Genomic DNA, 16879 nt, shown 5'->3' on the forward strand with positions numbered 1-16879 from the left:
ACAACACCCCGCCGGCCCTTGAGTCGAATCCTGTGCGGCGACATCCTGAGCATCCTCGGTAAAGAAGTCTTATTAACTAAGGGGTGCTCGGTATGCGGAAACTACTGCTGTTCTCGGCCATGGTGGCGGCCGCGGGACTGGCCCCCGCGGCGACGGCCGTGGCCGCCCCATCGGCGCAGGCGGCCCCGACCGCCCAGCAGTTGCTGGCGAAGACCACCGCCTGCAAGCAGATCTCGAACGGCAAGTACAAGACCGACGACGAGACCGGCCGCACCATCGCGGTCTGCGACGCGGGCGGCGCCGTGTTCTGGAAGGCCGACATGGACGTCGACTGCGACGGGCAGCCGACCGCGCGGTGCAACAAGACCACCGACCCGTGGTTCCAGGACGGCACCGCGTACCCGCGCTCCGACGGCAAGGCACTGATCGCCGACCAGACGCCCTACATCGTCGTGCCGAGCATCAGCAGCACGTGGAACTTCGAGAAGTCCGGCCTCAAGGGCGCCGGCTCGTGCGCGGTGATCTACAACAACAAGGTGCTCTACACCGTCATAGGCGACACCGGGCCAAAGGACATCATCGGCGAAGCCTCTTACGCGACCGCGAAGGCGCTGGGCATCAACCCGGACCCGAAGAACGGCGGCGTCGACTCGGGCGTGACCTACATCTGCTTCAAGAACTCGAAGATCTCGCCGATCGAGAACCACGGGAAGGCGACCTCCGTGGGGGAGGGGCTGGCGGCGAAGTTCGTTCAGGGCGGCTGAAGTCCTTGTACGGCAACGGCCCCGGGAGCTTTCGCCCCCGGGGCCGTCCGGTTTCTCGTGATCAGCGCGGGACCACGTGCTTGGTCCACTGGCCGGGGTTGTAGGGCGGTGCGATGACATCGACGGTCGCATCGGATTCGTTGATCCGCCAAGGTCCTAGTATGGAGAACCGGTAGGTGCCGACCGCGACGTTGGGAAATGTCAGGAAGCCGTTGGCGTCGGTCTTGGCGAGCGACACGAGCTTCTTGTCGGTCGTGCTCAGGGCGACGGTCGTGTTCGCCGCTCCTTCGCCTGTGTCGAACCGGTAGTTGCCGTTCTTGTCGTACCAGATCTGACCGCGGGCATCGGCCCTGGCGCCCGGCACCTTCGCGTTCTGGTAGGCATACGGCCCGGAACTCAAGGAGTTGTCGTTGTCGAACCAGCAGTCGAGCCCGGTTTCACCGAAGGCGCCCGCTCTCGCGGGCACCGTGCCGGCGACCTTCAGGACCACGCTTTGTCCCGGAGCGATCTTGCCCGCCTTGTTCACGTAACTGAACGCACCCCACTGGGCTGCCGGGACTTCCAAGCCCCGCTCGTAGCCCCCGGGATCGCAGCCCGCGTAAATGCCGGCGACTTCGCGGGCGCCGACGTTCGTGAGAGTCACCGTCGCCGTCGCGGTCTCGCCCACCGCGTAGGTGGTCTTGTCGAGCGCGATCTTCGCGCTCAGCGAGTCCGTCAGCGGGCGGATCGCTCTGCTCTCGAGCGCGGTGTTCTGCCCGCTGCCGTCCAGCCGCAGGCTCGGCGGGTACGCGGTCACCCAGCCGTCCGGGATTTTCTCGAAGTGCCAGTAGATGCTGGGGCCGACCGGGACGGCATCGAAGGAGAACCGGCCTTCGGCGTCTGTGATCGCGGTGAGGTACCCGGACGGACCCGGACCGGACACACGAGCTTCCGCGCCGGCGAGACCTTCCCCGGGCGAGAGCTTGCCGTCCTCGTTGCGGTCGCCATAGAGGACACCGGCGACGCGATCTGTGGTGTCGGGTGAAAGCAGCCCGACGGTGATCCGGCTGTGGTTGTCCGAGTAGTCGGCCTCTCCAGGGCCGCTCACCTCGATGTCGAGCACCGGATTTCCCTCGTTGAGGGTGTAGACGCTGCCCTTGGTCGTGTACGTCCTGCTCTCGCCCGGTGCGTAGGTGGCGCCGTCCTGGGAGCGGAGGTCGCCCCAGGACGTCTCATCGACGATGAAGTAGCCGCCGGACTCCCTGTGGGCGTACCCCCTGACCTGACTCGCCGTCGTGTCGCCGATGTTGGCGACCGTCACCTCGATCGGGATGGCGTCGCCCGGCAGCCAGCGGCCCTCCTGGGCCTTGGCCGTCACCTTGATGTTCGGGCCGGTGGCGGCGTACGCGGGCAGGGCGGTCGCCAGCCCGGCGACCGTGAAGGCCGCGGTCAGCACTCCGATCGCGCGCAGAGATGTTCTTCGCATGGTGTTTCCCCAGTCCCGCCCGGCACGCCCGTCCCTCACGGACGCCACAGGCGATCGTCGACGAATCGAACCTAAAGTCCGTCGCGTCCGGGCGACCAGAGCGGAACATTCCGGTGCCGTGACCGGGCAACCGTGAGGGCGGCTCGGGCGTGTTCAGGGGTCGTGAGCGCTTTGGGTCGTTACTGAGGGGCGGCGAAGGTGGCCGTTCGGTCCAGGTGGTCGTGAGTGGCGATTCGGGTTCTAACCCGAATCGCCACTCACGACCACCCGGACCGAACGGCCACCACCGCACGATCACTCACGACACCGGCGGCAAGTCGTCGCCCGTGCCCCGGCCGGATCCCAGCCCTCCCGGGTCAGGACCGTCCGGACCTCGGCGGCTACTTGGCACGGCGAGTTCCGCACGTCCTGCCAGCCGTAGACGAGCCTTGCCCGTCCGGCCAGCTCGGCGGCGTTGTCCCGGTTCCGGTCACGGAAGGCGATGTCCGCCATCGCGTGGGTGGCTCGGCCGTCGAGTCTGACCGTTACCGCGGCGCCATGTGGGTCGTAGGTGACGTCCTCCCAGAGGACCTTGCCTTTCACCTCGAAAGCTGTTTGCCGACTACCTTGCGGGAGACCGTGCGCGTCTTCGACGGCTTCCTTGTATTCCACTTCGAGCACCGACATCAGTCCGCCGCCGAGAAGCGCGAGGCCGTGCCGGATGGCGGGCCGGTAGCGGAAAGGCGGCCGGAAGAGCACGCAATCCTCCATCGCCGCCAACGAGACTTTGCTTCGACTGACGAGGTCGACCACGGTATCGGTCGCCATTTCGGCGTTCTCTGTGCGGTGGCCAGATCTATGATCGTGTCGGTCATGCGGGTCCGTGGGGGAGAGGTCCTGATCGCGATGTGCGGCAGGGCGCGCGAACGGTGCACGATCACCAGAGGTGGGCATGAGACCGCCGAGGACGTGTACGGAACCGTGATCTCCACCGGGCCTTCGATGACGGGCAGCAGCCCCCACTCCTCGGCGGCGGTGCGGTGACTCAAGACCACATGGCCGCCGCCGTACTTCAGCGCGGCCTGAATCTTGGCCGGCCTCGAGAGCGTGCCGGTGAACATCGCATAGACGCGCGGTAGCACTCGTTGCCAGCGTCCGGCATCGAGGTTGGCTTCTATATCGGCGACGGAGTGGCCGTAGGCGCGAAGTTGCCGGGTGTTGACGACCCCGTGCTGCTCCGCCAGGAGGACCGGCCAGCTCGGGCGTTGTTCGGCCGGGATGGATTCCTCCGACCAGCGTTTGTGTAGAGGCACCCTTCGACGATCTCCCCTGGACCACGATCATGGAGGGCGCGGCGCGAATCTGTGGATGAACGAGGTGCGAGGAGCGCCGGCTGTGGATAAGTGGGCCCAGGTGGTCGTGAGTGGCGATTCGGGTTAGAACCCGAATCGCCACTCACGACCACCCGGACCGAACGGCCACCACCGCACAATCGAGACGAAACCCTTACGCGGCCCGTGTAGCGTTTCGCACTCTTCGAGCGATGAGTAATTCCCTTGCCGCACAGGCATTCCGCCAAACGCAGGCGAACCGCGGACACCGGTAACGAACCCGGTCCTCCTGCCGACCAACGGGCAGCGGAATGCGGCTGGAGGAATTCGTCATGAAGATCAGTGTCTTCGGGCTCGGTTACGTCGGTTGCGTGTCGGCGGCGTGCCTGGCCGGGCGCGGGCACGACGTCGTCGGGGTGGATGTGAACCCGGTGAAGATCGACCTCGTCTCCAGCGGCAAGGCGCCGGTGGTCGAGGAGCGCATCGGGGAACTGACCGCGGAAGTGGTCGCCCAAGGCAGACTGAGAGCGACCACCGACGTCAGACAGGCGATCGCGGACAGCGAAGTCTCCCTCATCTGCGTCGGTACCCCCTCGGCTCCCAACGGCAGCCTCTCGACGGCTTTCCTGGAGCGCGTCGCCGAGGAAATCGGCGACGCGCTCAAGGCCAAAACACAACGGCACACCGTCGTCTTCCGCAGCACCATGCTCCCGGGCACCTGTCTGGACCTGCTCGTCCCCATCCTCGAGAAGTCGTCCGGTCTCACCGCCGGCGTCGATTTCGGGGTCGCGGTGAACCCCGAGTTCCTGCGCGAGGGGAGCAGCGTCAAGGACTTCTTCGACCCGCCCAAGACCGTCATCGGCGAGCTCGACGCGGCCAGTGGTGACGTCGTCGCGGCGCTGTACGAGGGGCTTCCCGGCGAGGTCTTCCGTGTCGCGATCCCGGTGGCCGAGATGACGAAGTACGCCGACAACTCCTTCCACGGGCTCAAGATCGGCTTCGCGAACGAGCTCGGTTCCATCTGCCGAGCGCTGGGGCTCGACTCGCATCAGGTGATCGACGTCTTCCTCGCCGACCGCAAGCTCAACATCAGCCCCGCCTACCTCCGCCCCGGGTTCGCTTTCGGCGGCTCGTGCCTCCCCAAGGATCTGCGTGGCCTGGTCTACGCCGCGCACCGCGCGGACGTCGCCGTCCCGATCCTGTCGCACGTGCTGCCCTCGAACGACGAACACCTCCAGCGCGCCTTCGACCTGGTCGCGCGCACCGGTAAACGCAAGGTCGGGTTGTTCGGTCTGTCCTTCAAACCCGGCACCGACGACCTCCGCGAGAGCCCGCTCGTCGAGCTGGCGGAGCGGCTGCTCGGCAAGGGGTACGACCTCCGCATCTACGACGCCAACGTCAGCCTTTCGCGGCTGATGGGCGCGAACCGCGAGTACATCGAGGGCAGGCTGCCGCATCTCGGCCAGCTGCTGGCCGGTTCCATCGGCGAGGTCGTCGACCACGCCGAGGTCTACCTCATCGGCTGCACCGATCCGGAGGTCCTCGCGGCGCTCCCGGCGGGCGGCGGCCACACCATCGTCGATCTCGTCCGTGTACCCGACGCCGACCGGCGCCGGACTGAAGAGGGATATGTCGGCCTTGCCTGGTAAAGCTCTCATCCTCGTCGAGAACCTTTCCGTCCCCTTCGATCGCCGCGTCTGGCAGGAGTGCCAGACACTCCGTGACGCAGGCTGGGAAGTCCACGTCATCTGTCCACAAGGGACGAAGCGGGACACCGAAGCCGAAGTCACCATCGACGGCGTCCACATCCTGCGGTACCCGCTGAAGGCCGCCACCGGTGGCCCGGCCGGGTACATCCGGGAGTACGGCTCCGCGCTGTGGCACACGCTCCGGCTCGCCCGCAAGGTCGGCCGGGTGGACGTCGTGCACGCCTGCAACCCGCCGGACCTGCTCTTCCTGGTCGCGCTGTACCTCAAGCGCCAGGGCGCGAAGTTCATCTTCGACCAGCACGACCTGTGCCCCGAGCTGTATCTTTCGCGGTTCGACCGCGGCGAGGACTTCCTGTACCGCGCGGTCTGCGCGCTGGAGCGCCGCACCTACAAGACGGCCGACGTCGTCATCGCGACCAACGAGAGTTACAAGGACGTCGCCGTGAAGCGCGGCGGCAAGTCGCCGGACGATGTTTTCGTCGTGCGAAGCGCGCCTGTGGTCGAGCGGTTCCACATGGTCCCGGTCGAGCCCGAGCTGAAGAAGGGCAAGCCGCATCTGCTCGCGTACCTCGGCGTGATGGGCCCTCAGGACGGCGTCGACTACGCCTTGCGAGCGCTCGCGTCGCTGCGTGATGTCGTCGGCCGCACCGACTGGCACGCCGTGTTCATCGGTTCCGGTGACGCCTTCGACGCCATGGTGGCGTTGTCGAAGGAACTGAAGCTCGACGACCAGGTCGAGTTCACCGGCCGGATCCCCGACGAAGACCTGCTGCGCTACCTGTCCGCGGCCGACGTCTGCCTCTCGCCGGACCCCCTGAACCCGCTCAACGACGTGTCGACCATGAACAAGATCATGGAGTACATGGCGATGAGCCGTCCCATCGTCTCGTTCGAGCTCCGGGAGGCCCGGGTCTCGGCCGGGGAGGCCGCGCTGTACGCGCCGGCGAATGACGAGCCGGAGTTCGCGAAGCTGATCGCGCACCTGCTGGACTCGCCGGAGCAGCGGGCCACGATGGGTGAGCTGGGGCGGGCGCGCGTCGCCGGTCCGCTCTCTTGGGAGAACTCCCAGAAAGCCCTGCTCTCGGCCTACGAGGCCGCGATCCGTTGATCGACTTCCCGGTCGCGTTTTGAACAAGACTGGGGCAATCCTGTAACCAACGCCGTGGTCGGTCCGACGGGATTCATGCCACACCCAACCGCGCCGATGGGAGATCCCGGCTTTGAGTGACGACACGGTGCGCCTGTCCATGATCGGACAGGTTCTGCGCGGGAGGTGGCGGACCCTGGTGGTCCTCGCCCTCCTCGGCGCCTTGGTCGGCGCGGGATCGTCGGTGATCCTTTCCCCCGGCTACCGGACCACCTCCAGCGTGCTGCTGCAGGGCCCGCGTGAGGCGGACGAACTGCTCACCCAGGCCGAGGTGGCGACCAGCTCGGTCGTGCTCGACCGGGCCGCCGCCGGACTCGGTGACGGCGAGACCGGCGCCGACCTGCGGGACAAGGTGACCACGTCGGTCGCGCAGGGCAATGTCATCACCATCGAGGCCACCGGTGACACCGCCGAACAGACGCAGCGGCTCGCGGACCAGCTCGCCCAGGAGTTCGTGAAGTACTCCACGCAGATCATCGCCGGTTCCGGCGACGCCGCCGTGCAGCTGGCGCAGGAGCGCCGCGAGACGCTGCGGCAGCAGGTCGCGCAGACCAACCAGCGGATCAGTGAACTTTCGGCGAAGGTCAACGACGGCAAGACGACCGTGGAGAGCGTCCAGCTCCGCACCGAGTTGCAGGGTCTGCGCTCGACGATCGAGTCGGCGATGTCCACCTTGAACGCGGCCGACACGGCGAGCGGTCTCGGCAACATGGTCGTGCTGGGTTCGGCCGAGCTGCCGTCCGCGGCGGCCGCGCCGACCTTGCCGCAGCTCGCCATCGGCGGCGCGGTGTTGTTCTTCCTGATCGGCCTGTTCGGGCACCTCTTCACCGCCCGCACCGACCGGCGGCTGCGCGACGACGAGGAGATCGCCGCGGCGATCGGCGGCCCGGTGCTGGCCACCTTCGACGCCGTGGACCGGCGCCCGGCCGGAACCACCCTGCGGGCCAAGATCCTCCGTGACGACCGGCCGTGGAACATCCCGCGGGTCGACGTCTTCGCCGACGAGATCGACGCCGACATCCAGTACCGGCGCCTGGTTTCGCGGCTCCCGCACCGGCGGCTGCTCGTCCTCGCCGTGGACGGTGACCACGCCGGGCAGGCGGCCGCCGGGCGGATCGCCCGCCTCGCCGGCCGGTGGTTCGCGCCCGTGACGGTGTCCCCGGCGCGGCCCGTCATCGAAGACGCCGACGCCGAGGGCGTCCTCGTCGTGACGAGCCTCGGCTCCCGGTCCGCGTGGGAGCTGGTCGGGATCGCCGAAGCCGTCGCCGACGCCGGGCTCGCCGTGGTGGGCACCGTGCTGCTCCGCCCCGTCTCCCCGACCCGCACCCGGCCCGGCGCGTCCACCCACGCCGACCACGAAGCACTGGCAGGTACAGCGTGACCAGCGCCGAAAAAGCGAAGTCCGAACCGCTCATCGACCTGCAGCGCCTGGTCGTCTCGGTGCGGAGACGGCGTCGCCTGTGGATGTCCATGGCCCTGCTCGGCCTGATCCTCGGCGGGCTGGTCGCGGTGTTCCTGCCGTCGCCGCCCACCGCCGTCGCGCAGATCCTGGTCGTCCACCCCGACGACTCGCCGACCGACAGCGGAACGCTGATGCGGACCGACGTCGCCGTGCTCCAGACGACGAAGACCGCCACCGAGGCGCTCAAGAAGTTGAACAGCACCCAGGCGCCGGAGGAGTTCCTCAAGGACTACGAGGGCCTGGGCCTGACGAACAACGTCCTCCAGCTGACGGTCAAGGGCAAGACCGACGAAGAGGCCGTGGCCCGCGCGCAGGCGATCTCCGACTCCTTCATCACCGAGTACATCTCTCGCAACCAGGCGGCCGCGGCGGCCGAGCAGAAGGCCCTGCTCGACCAGCGCAACCAGGCACAGAACGAACTCGGCTCCATCGAGTCGGCGATCGTCGCCGAGGAAGCCAAGAACCGCAACGCCAACCCCGCGCAGCTGGAACGGCTGTACTCGCGCCGCGCGGAGCTGACGTCCAAGATCTCCGACTACGACGGCCGCGCGCAGGAGGCGGGCATCGGCACGCCGAAGGTCGCCGCCGGGACGCAGATCGTCGACGCGCCGCGGATCCTGCCGCAGTCCTTCCTCAAGACGCTCGCCACCGACGCCGGGATCGGCTTCGCGCTGGGACTGCTCGCCGGGCTGGGCCTCGCCGCCGTCACGAGCGTGGTGAAGGACCGGCCGGTGCTGCGCCGCGAGATCTCGCAGCACCTCGGCGCTTCCGTGATCGCGCAACTACCGAAGCCGCCGCGTTTCCTGCGCCGCTCGCGTGCGGTGACCAGGCGGCAGCGGGTCGCGGCGACGCTGGTCCGCGCCGCCGGGCAGGAAGGCGGTTCGGTGTCGCTGCTCGACCTCGGCGCCCGGCAGATCACCGCCGCGCTCGCCGTGGACATGGCGCGCGAGCTGGCGGAGAAGGGGACGGCGTCGCTCGTCGACGACCTGCCGAAGACGAATCTCCGGGAGCTGGCAGGCCAAGGCCCGATCCAGGTGCTGGATCGCGGAGACACGCCGTTGGCTGCCGGGGAACGCCGGATCGGCGTCGGTTCGGTCGAGCCGGGGACGTCGTGGACCGACCTCGAAGTCCTCGGTGACGAGACGATCCTCGTCGTCCGCACCGGGCACGCGAACACCGAATGGCTGCACACCGTCGCCCGCCAGCTGGCCGACCGGCACATCCCGATCATCGGGGTCGTCGTGGTGGATCCGGATCCGCGCGACCACACCGACGGGACGCTGTGGGACGGCCTGCACACGGCGTTGCGCGGGCGGGCCGCCCGGCCCATGCCGAAGCCGGTGGAGATGTTCCCGAAGAAGAACGGGTATCCGACGCCGTACAAACGCGCCAAGGAACTCGGCAACGCCGATCAGCCGACCAAACGATTCGCGCCTGTGTCATCGGACAACGCCGAAGCCTTGTAAGGGGAGCGAAAGTAGATGTGCGGCATCGCAGGGGCCTACTTCTGGCCGGACGGGGGTCCGCTCACCGATCGGCTCACCAAGACCCTCGCCCATCGCGGACCGGACGGTTCCGGCCGGTACGACCACGGGGAAGTCCACTTAGGACACCGGAGGCTGTCGATCGTCGACCTGACCGAGACCGGCGCGCAGCCGATGGTCAAGGATGGGCTCGCGCTGACCTACAACGGCGAGCTGTACAACGCGCCGGAGCTGCGGAAAGAACTCGAAGCCGCCGGGGTGCGGTTCCGGGGGACGTCCGACACCGAGGTCCTGCTGGAGGCGTGGCGCAAGTGGGGCACCGACGGCCTGCACCGGCTTCGCGGCATGTTCGCCTTCGGTGTTTTCGACGAGCGTTCCGGCGCCTTGACCCTGGTGCGGGACCAGCTGGGCATCAAACCACTGTTCCTGGTGCGCCGCGGCAAGGGGGTCACGTTCGCCTCGGAGCTGAAGGCGCTCGCCGCCGAACTCGGCGGTTCTCTGACGGTCGACGACACCGCGCTCGTCGCCTCCTTGCTCTATTACTGGGTTCCGGACGGCCGTTGCGCGTTTCGCGAGGCCGAAAAGCTGCCGCCGGGCAGCTGGGCGCGGTTCCGGCCGAACGGTGACGTCGAACGCGGCACGTTCTGGTCGCTGCGCCAGGTCGCCGAGGAAGGCGCCGCGTACGAGGGGGAATTCGATCTCAACGCTGTCATCGAGGACTCCACGCGCAAGCACCTGATGTCGGATGTGCCGGTCGCGACGTTCCTCTCCGGCGGGCTCGACTCCAGCTACCTGACCGCGATCGCCGCCCGTGAGCAGCCGGGGATCTCCGCGTACACCATCGGTTTCCGCGCCGAGGACGCGAAGTTCGAGGCGATGCCGGACGACCTGATGTACGCGAAGAAGGTCGCCGCGAAGTTCGGCGTCGATCTGCACGAGATCGAGATCGCGCCGCAGGTGCTCGATCTGCTGCCGCGGATGACGTACCACCTCGACGAGCCGATCGGTGATCCGGCGGCGATCAACAGCTACCTGATCTGCACCGCAGCACGCGAGGCCGGGGTCAAGGTGATGCTGTCCGGCATGGGTGCCGACGAGCTGTTCGCCGGGTACCGCAAGCATCTCGCGAACAAGATCGCCGTGCGGTACCAGCGGGTTCCCGGCCTCGTGCGGCGGCCGGTGGAGTCCCTTGTGGACAGACTGCCGGTGGCGACGTCGAAGCGCGGATTCCGTTCGGTGCGGTTCGCCAAGCGGTTCCTGTCGTTCGCGGAACTGCCCGAGGAGACCGCCTTTCGGCGCAGCTACACGATGTACGACCAGGCCGAGCTCGTCGCGCTGCTGAACCCGGACCTCGCCGGCGCGGTGGACGACGTGATCACCGAACACGCGGACACCTATCACGACAACACGTTGACCGATTTCGTGAACCGCATGTGCCTCGCCGATTCGCGGCTGTTCCTGCCCGGGCTCAACCTCGCCTACACCGACCGGTCCAGTATGGCCGCGTCCACCGAGGTGCGGACGCCGTTCGTCGACATCGAGGTCGTGAAGGCCGCGTTCCGGATCCCCGGCGACAAGAAGATCGTGAAACGCCAAGGGAAGATGGCGCTGAAGGAAGCGGCGCTCTCGATCCTCCCCGCCGAGATCGTGCATCGGCCGAAGGGCCTGTTCAGCGCACCACTGCGGGCTTGGATGAGCCGCGACCTCGCGCCGCTGGTGCGCGAGGTGACGAACGAAGGCGAATTGGTGAAGGCCGGGTTCCTCCGCCGCGAGGCCCTGCAACGGCTCGTCGACGAAGACGCGTCCGGGCAGCAGGACCGGTCCAAGCACCTCTGGCACATCTTGACCCTCGAGTACTGGTATCGCGGTGCCATCGCGGCCCGAAGCGCTTAGGAGCGACGTGAAGCAGGTAGTGCAGAACTACAAGAGCGGGGAGCTGGCGCTCCTCGACGTCGAAGTGCCCGCGTGCAAACCGGGGGGTGTGCTGGTCCGCACCGCCTATTCGCTGATCTCCACCGGTACCGAGATGATGAAGGTGTCCGAGGCGAGCCTTTCCCTGGTCGGCAAGGCGAAGGCGCGGCCGGATCAGGTCGCGAAGGTGATGCAGAGCGTCGCGACGAACGGCCTGAGCGCGACCTATCGCAAGGCGATGAACAAGCTCGACTCGTACACGCCGCTCGGGTACTCGCTGTGCGGAGTGGTCGAGGAGGTCGGCCCGGGCATCGACGACGTCGCCGTCGGGGATCTCGTGGCGTGCGCCGGGAACGAGCACGCGCTGCACGCGGAACTGAACTGGGTGCCCAAGAACCTCTACTCCAAGGTGCCGGACGGCGTCGACCCGCGGCACGCCGCGTTCGGCACGGTCGGCGCGATCGCGATGCAGGGCGTCCGACAGGGTGAACCGCAGATCGGCGACATCGCGCTGGTCATCGGCCTCGGCCTGATCGGCCAGCTGGTCGTGCAGCTGCTGGTCGCCTCCGGGGTCCGCGTGGTCGGCGTCGACCCGGATCCGACGCGATGCGCGATCGCCGAAGGGCTCGGCGCGCTCAACTGCGGAGACCCGGGCTCCGGCGTCGTCGACACCGCGGTCGCGGAGCTCAGCTCCGGGCACGGCGTCGACCAGGTGTATCTGGCCGCGGGCGGCAGCACGAACGAGCCGGTGGAGCTGGCCGCGAAGCTGGCCCGCGACCGCGGCCGGGTGATCGACATCGGCAAATGCTCGTTGAACCTGCCGTGGAACGCCTACTACGAGAAGGAACTCGACGTCCGGTTCTCCCGCTCGTACGGCCCCGGCCGCTACGACCCGGAGTACGAACTCGAGGGCCGTGACTATCCGATCGGCCAGGTCCGCTGGACCGAGCGCCGCAACCTGGAATGCGTCGTCGACCTGATGGGCCGCGGCCGTCTCGACGTCGAGCCGCTGATCTCGCACGTCTCGGACTTCTCCGACGCCGTCGAGACGTACCGGAAGCTGAACGAGGGCGAGCTCAAGGCCGTCGCCGTGCTGTTCGAGTACGACAAGCGCCCGGCGGGCCCGGCCGAGCAGGCCGTCACGGCGGTTTCCGTGCCGAAGCCGTCGGCGGTGCGCGCGGCGCCGAAGCCGGGCGGCGTGCGGATCGGGTTCATCGGCGCGGGCAACTACGCGTCTTCCATGCTCCTGCCGCATCTCGCGGAGATGGAGAAGGTCGACCTCGCCGAGGTCGTCACCACCTCCGCGCTCTCGGGCGCGAACGCCAAGCGCAAGTTCGGTTTCGGCCGCGCCACCACCGATCTCGACACGATGCTCGAAGACTCTTCGATCGACGCCGTGTTCATCGTGACCCGGCACAGCTCGCACGCCGAGCTGACCCGGCGCGCGCTGCTCGCGGGCAAGGCCGTCTTCGTCGAGAAGCCGCTCGCCCTGTCCGAAAAGGAACTCGAGATCGTGCTCGGCGCGATCGAGGAGTCCGGCAACGATCGGCTGCAGGTCGGCTTCAACCGCCGGTTCGCCCCGCTGCTGAACGAGTCGGTGCTCCACTTCGGGCCGCGGATCGGCCCGGCTTCCGTGCGGTACCTGGTCAACGCGGGGCAGCTCGACGCGAACAGCTGGTACAACCAGGCCGACAGCGAGGGCTCGCGGTTCGCCGGCGAGGGCGGGCACTTCATCGACACGGTCAGCTGGCTGCTCGGCGCCGACCCGGTCTCGGTGTACGCCACCGCGACGCCCGGCCACCAGGACCTGCAGATCCTGCTGCGTTACCCGGACGGCTCGACCGCGTCGATCGCGTACACCACGAGCGGTGCGGCATCGTTCCCCAAGGAGACGATCGACGTCACCACCGACGGCAAGGTGCTGAAGTTCGACGACTTCGCGCGCGCGTCGGTGTTCGGCCGCAAGAAATGGGCCAGCTCGCGGATCCCCAAGGGCCGCGACAAGGGCCAGGCCGCCGAACTCGAAGCGTTCGTCAACGCGCTGACCACCGGGGTCGCGATGCCGGTCTCCGTCGACTCGCTCGTCGCGACGACACTGGCCACGCTCGCGGTCAACCGCAGCCTGGAGACCGGGGCACCGGTGCGGATCGGACTCGGCTGATGGATCCCTCCTGGTACCTGCGGAGACTTTCGCGGATGGGGCCGGCCGAGATCGCGGGCCGGGTCACCGACGTCGTGCGCAAACGCCAGTGGCGCGGGGTCGCGAGCGAGCAGGCGACGTGGCTGCCGGACCGGCGATTCGCGTCGGTGCCCGGTGACGAGGTCCTCGCCGCCGTCTCCGGCGAGGCGGTGAAGGACCTGCTCGTCAAGGCGGACAGGCTGATGGACGGGCGCGCCGAGTACTTCGGCGTCGAGCGGGACGATCTCGTCGACCCGGACTGGTCGTACGACCCGAAGACCGGTCGCCGCGCGCCGTCCGATGTGTACTCCTTCGACGTCCCTTACCGGAGCGAGGACGCGGTCGGCGACATCAAGCAGATCTGGGAGCCGTCGCGGCACCAGCATCTCACCGTGCTGGCCGCCGCGTACGCCCTGACCGGCGAGGATCGGTACGCCGAACGCGTGGCCGCGCACCTGAAGTCCTGGTGGGCGGCCAACCCGCCGATGCGCGGGGTGCACTGGGTCAGCGGTATCGAACTCGGCATCCGGCTGCTGTCGTGGGTGTGGGTCCGGCGGCTGCTCGACGGCTGGGCACAGGCCCCGGCGCTGTTCGAGGACAACCCGGTGGCGCTCAACCAGATCTGGCACCACCAGCGCTGGCTGGCCGCCTTCCCGAGCCGTGGTTCGTCGGCGAACAACCACGTGATCGCCGAGGACGCCGGACAGCTCGCCGCCGCCTGCGCGTTCGCCTGGTTCCCCGAATCCGCCCAGTGGCGGGACACTGCGCTGGCGTCGCTGGACAAGATGCTGCGGCACAACACTTTCGACTCCGGTCTCAACCGCGAGCTCGCCACCGAGTACCACGGGCTCGTCCTGGAACTGGGGCTCGCCGGGGCGCTGGAGGCGAAGGCCGCCGGTGTCGCGGTGCCGGAGTCGACCTGGCTCGTGCTGCTCCGGATGACCGACGCGCTCGCGTCCATAGTGGACAACCGGCTGCGGCCGCCGCGGCAAGGTGACGCCGACGACGGCTTCGGACTGATCGTCGACGGCGACGAGACGAGCCGCTGGGCGTCGCTCATCGACACCGGGTCTGTCCTTTTCGGACGGTTGGAATGGTGGCCGGAGACGCCGGGCGGCGATGTCCGCACGCCGCTCTTCTCCGCGCTGGCCAAGGACATTCCGGTCCGTTCGCAGCGCCCGGTGCGGCGGCGGGACGACTTCGCCGACGCAGGAATGACCATCCTGCGTGACGCAAAGATCTGGTGCCGTTGCGACGGCGGGCCGCACGGCTTCCTGTCCATCGCCGCGCACGCGCACGCGGACGCGCTTTCGGTGGAGGTCCGGCACGACGGTGTCGACATCCTCGCCGACCCCGGAACCTACTGCTACCACGGCGAACCGAAGTGGCGGTCGTACTTCCGGTCCACGGCGGGGCACAACACGCTCGAACTCTCCCGCGCCGACCAGTCCGTCTCCGGCGGCCCGTTCCTGTGGACGAAACACGCCGTCACCACCGTGATCGCGGCGGGAACGCCGTCGCGCTGGAGCGCGGAACACGACGGCTACGCGCCGTCCGTCCACCGGCGTTCGGTGGAGCTGGAAGGCACCGAATTGCGGATTCTCGACGAGGTTCGCGGTGGCGAGGCACAGCACTGCCGTCTCGCGTTTCACCTGGGCCCGCTGGTCGAGGTCTCGCTTTCCGGCAGGACGGCGACGCTGTCCTGGACCGTCGACGGCGAGGCCCGGACGGCTTCGTTCGAGCTGCCGCCGGAACTGGACTGGTCGGCGCATCGCGGCGAGACCACCCCGCCGATGGGCTGGTATTCGGCGGGGTTCGGCCGTCGCGAGCCGTCGTGGACCCTGCTCGGCAGCGGAACCGTCGCCGACGGAGCCACGTTCACCGGCGTGCTCACCTTCGAACCAGGTAACGAGGATCCCCCATTGTGATCGCACGACCGCACCGCCTCCGCCGGGCAGCGCTTCTGGTGCTGCTCGGCCCGCTGGCGCTCACCGCCTGCACCACGCCCGCCGACGAGCCTGGACCGGATCCGGCCAAGGCGCCGTCCGGTTCGGTCGCGCAGGTGTGTGACAAGCTGCCGGAGGGGCCGGCGGAAGCGCCGGCGGGGGCGGTGAAGATCGACCCGGCGGTGCCGGGCGACCTTGCCGCGAAGACGCGGTCGAGCCCGGCCGGGACGACGTTCTGGCTCGCACCGGGGACGCACAAACTCGGCGACGACCGCTACGACCAGGTCAACCCGAAGCCGGGAAACGTCTACGTGGGCGGTCCGAAAGCCGTGCTCGACGGCCGGAAGATCAACCAGTACGCCTTCGCGGGTGACGCCGCAGACGTCAAGATCCGGAACCTGACCGTGCAGGGCTTCGCCGCGCCGCACGACGAAGGCGTGGTCAACCACGATTCCGCCGACGGGTGGGTCATCGAGCACAGCGCCGTCCAGGACAACGACGGCGCGGCGCTGATGGCGGGCGCGCGGCAGCAGGTCCGGGGCAACTGCCTGCGGCGCAACGGCCAGTACGGGATGAACGCCTACGCGCAGGACAGCGGCATCACCGGTCTCGTCGTCGAGGGCAACGAGATCACCGGCAACAACACCGGCGACTGGGAAAGCAAGATCGACGGTTGCGGCTGCTCCGGCGGGATCAAGTTCTGGGAGGTCGACGGCGCCGACATCGTCGGCAACTGGGTGCACGACAACCGCGGCGTCGGGCTGTGGGCCGACACGAACAACAACGACTTCCGCATCGCGGGCAACGTCATCGAGAACAACGACGGCTCCGCGCTGATGTACGAGACCAGCTACAACGCCGTGATCAGCGGAAACACCATCCGCCGCAACAACTGGGTGGACGGCAAGCGCTACATCGACCGCGGCGACAGCTTCCCGGTGGCGTCGATCTACGTGTCCGAATCCGGCGGCGAGCCAAGGGTGAAGGCGCGCACGGACAAACTGGAGATCTCCGGGAACACGTTCGAGAACAACTGGAACGGCGTCACCCTGTGGGAGAACTCCGACCGGTTCTGCAACAGCCCGGCCAACACGTCGTCCGGCTCCTGCACGCGGCTCGTGCCCGAGCAGGCGAAATGCGCGCAGCCCGGGATCGCGGGCGGGCCGCTGAACGCCGACTGCCGTTGGAAGACCCAGCGCGTCGAGATCCACCACAACCGGTTCGTGCTCGACCCGGCCGTCGCCGGCTGCGAGGAGAGCTGCGCGCGGATGGCGATGCTCGCGAACTTCGGCACGTTCCCGGACTGGTCGCCGTACAAGGGCGAGGTCGTCCAGCACGCGATCACCTTCGCCCAGGGCAACCGGCTCTACGACAACACCTACTCCGGGCCGTGGAACTTCGTGGCGTTCGAGCCGAGCCGGGTGCTGGGCTTCGGCGAATGGCAGGGCGCGCCCTACAAGCAGGACCAGGGCAGCAAACTCACCCGTGCGGGAGGTGGCTGA

Annotated in this window: 12 protein-coding genes; 9 read left to right on the plus strand and 3 right to left on the minus strand. The window is 68.4% G+C overall.

Annotation, left to right across the window (positions count from 1 at the left end):
• Positions 1–92: 92 nt before the first annotated feature.
• Positions 93–764 (plus strand): glycoside hydrolase family 75 protein, encoded by a 672-nt coding sequence (locus DL991_RS35540; RefSeq protein ID WP_125788732.1) that lies wholly within the window; start codon positions 93–95, stop codon positions 762–764.
• Between the two features lie 61 nt (positions 765–825).
• On the opposite strand, the gene DL991_RS35545 is transcribed toward DL991_RS35540, so the two are convergent.
• From DL991_RS35545 to DL991_RS43590, 3 genes are all read right to left on the minus strand, one after another.
• Positions 826–2229 (minus strand): hypothetical protein, encoded by a 1404-nt coding sequence (locus tag DL991_RS35545; protein WP_125788733.1) that lies wholly within the window; start codon positions 2227–2229, stop codon positions 826–828.
• A gap of 294 nt (positions 2230–2523) precedes the next feature.
• Positions 2524–2895 (minus strand): hypothetical protein, encoded by a 372-nt coding sequence (locus DL991_RS43585; protein ID WP_233599189.1) that lies wholly within the window; start codon positions 2893–2895, stop codon positions 2524–2526.
• The gene (locus DL991_RS43590) at positions 2895–3521 is read right to left on the minus strand and encodes a hypothetical protein (RefSeq protein ID WP_233599190.1); all 627 of its coding nucleotides are present in this window, start codon (positions 3519–3521) and stop codon (positions 2895–2897) included. The genes DL991_RS43585 and DL991_RS43590 overlap by 1 nt, the downstream gene beginning before the upstream one ends.
• A 350-nt stretch (positions 3522–3871) precedes the next feature.
• On the opposite strand from DL991_RS43590, the gene DL991_RS35555 reads away from it, so the two are divergent.
• The 8 genes from DL991_RS35555 to DL991_RS35590 all read left to right on the plus strand — a co-directional run bounded on the left by DL991_RS35555 (position 3872) and on the right by DL991_RS35590 (position 16879).
• Positions 3872–5188: a nucleotide sugar dehydrogenase gene (locus DL991_RS35555; protein WP_125788734.1), complete on the plus strand. Its 1317-nt coding sequence runs from the start codon at positions 3872–3874 to the stop codon at positions 5186–5188.
• Positions 5169–6356, plus strand: coding sequence for a glycosyltransferase family 4 protein (locus DL991_RS35560; protein ID WP_125788735.1), 1188 nt, complete (start codon positions 5169–5171; stop codon positions 6354–6356). Before DL991_RS35555 ends, DL991_RS35560 begins: the two co-directional genes overlap by 20 nt.
• Positions 6357–6495: 139 nt before the next feature.
• A complete protein-coding gene (locus tag DL991_RS35565) occupies positions 6496–7776 on the plus strand; it encodes an exopolysaccharide biosynthesis protein (protein WP_125788736.1) in 1281 nt (426 codons plus the stop codon).
• On the plus strand, positions 7773–9323 hold the full coding sequence (locus DL991_RS35570; RefSeq protein WP_125788737.1) for a Wzz/FepE/Etk N-terminal domain-containing protein: 1551 nt from the start codon (positions 7773–7775) through the stop codon (positions 9321–9323). Before DL991_RS35565 ends, DL991_RS35570 begins: the two co-directional genes overlap by 4 nt.
• A 15-nt stretch (positions 9324–9338) precedes the next feature.
• A complete protein-coding gene (asnB, locus tag DL991_RS35575; protein ID WP_125788738.1) occupies positions 9339–11234 on the plus strand; it encodes an asparagine synthase (glutamine-hydrolyzing) in 1896 nt (631 codons plus the stop codon).
• Between the two features lie 7 nt (positions 11235–11241).
• Entirely contained in the window at positions 11242–13413 is a 2172-nt protein-coding gene (locus DL991_RS35580; RefSeq protein ID WP_125788739.1) for a bi-domain-containing oxidoreductase, read from the plus strand.
• Positions 13413–15359 (plus strand): alginate lyase family protein, encoded by a 1947-nt coding sequence (locus tag DL991_RS35585; RefSeq protein WP_125788740.1) that lies wholly within the window; start codon positions 13413–13415, stop codon positions 15357–15359. The genes DL991_RS35580 and DL991_RS35585 overlap by 1 nt, the downstream gene beginning before the upstream one ends.
• Positions 15356–16879: a right-handed parallel beta-helix repeat-containing protein gene (locus DL991_RS35590; RefSeq protein ID WP_125788741.1), complete on the plus strand. Its 1524-nt coding sequence runs from the start codon at positions 15356–15358 to the stop codon at positions 16877–16879. Before DL991_RS35585 ends, DL991_RS35590 begins: the two co-directional genes overlap by 4 nt.

Source organism: Amycolatopsis sp. WAC 01375, assembly GCF_003947325.1.
GTDB lineage: Bacteria > Actinomycetota > Actinomycetes > Mycobacteriales > Pseudonocardiaceae > Amycolatopsis.

What these genes read in the sequence shown, in the direction of transcription:
- DL991_RS43585 (WP_233599189.1), bottom strand. Translation starts at nt 2,895, where the DNA reads ATGTCGGTGCTCGAAGTGGAATACAAGGAAGCCGTCGAAGACGCGCAC.
- DL991_RS35545 (WP_125788733.1), bottom strand. Translation starts at nt 2,229, where the DNA reads ATGCGAAGAACATCTCTGCGCGCGATCGGAGTGCTGACCGCGGCCTTC.
- DL991_RS35540 (WP_125788732.1), top strand. Translation starts at nt 93, where the DNA reads ATGCGGAAACTACTGCTGTTCTCGGCCATGGTGGCGGCCGCGGGACTG.
- DL991_RS35565 (WP_125788736.1), top strand. Translation starts at nt 6,496, where the DNA reads ATGATCGGACAGGTTCTGCGCGGGAGGTGGCGGACCCTGGTGGTCCTC.
- asnB (WP_125788738.1), top strand. Translation starts at nt 9,339, where the DNA reads ATGTGCGGCATCGCAGGGGCCTACTTCTGGCCGGACGGGGGTCCGCTC.
- DL991_RS35555 (WP_125788734.1), top strand. Translation starts at nt 3,872, where the DNA reads ATGAAGATCAGTGTCTTCGGGCTCGGTTACGTCGGTTGCGTGTCGGCG.
- DL991_RS35585 (WP_125788740.1), top strand. Translation starts at nt 13,413, where the DNA reads ATGGATCCCTCCTGGTACCTGCGGAGACTTTCGCGGATGGGGCCGGCC.
- DL991_RS35560 (WP_125788735.1), top strand. Translation starts at nt 5,169, where the DNA reads ATGTCGGCCTTGCCTGGTAAAGCTCTCATCCTCGTCGAGAACCTTTCC.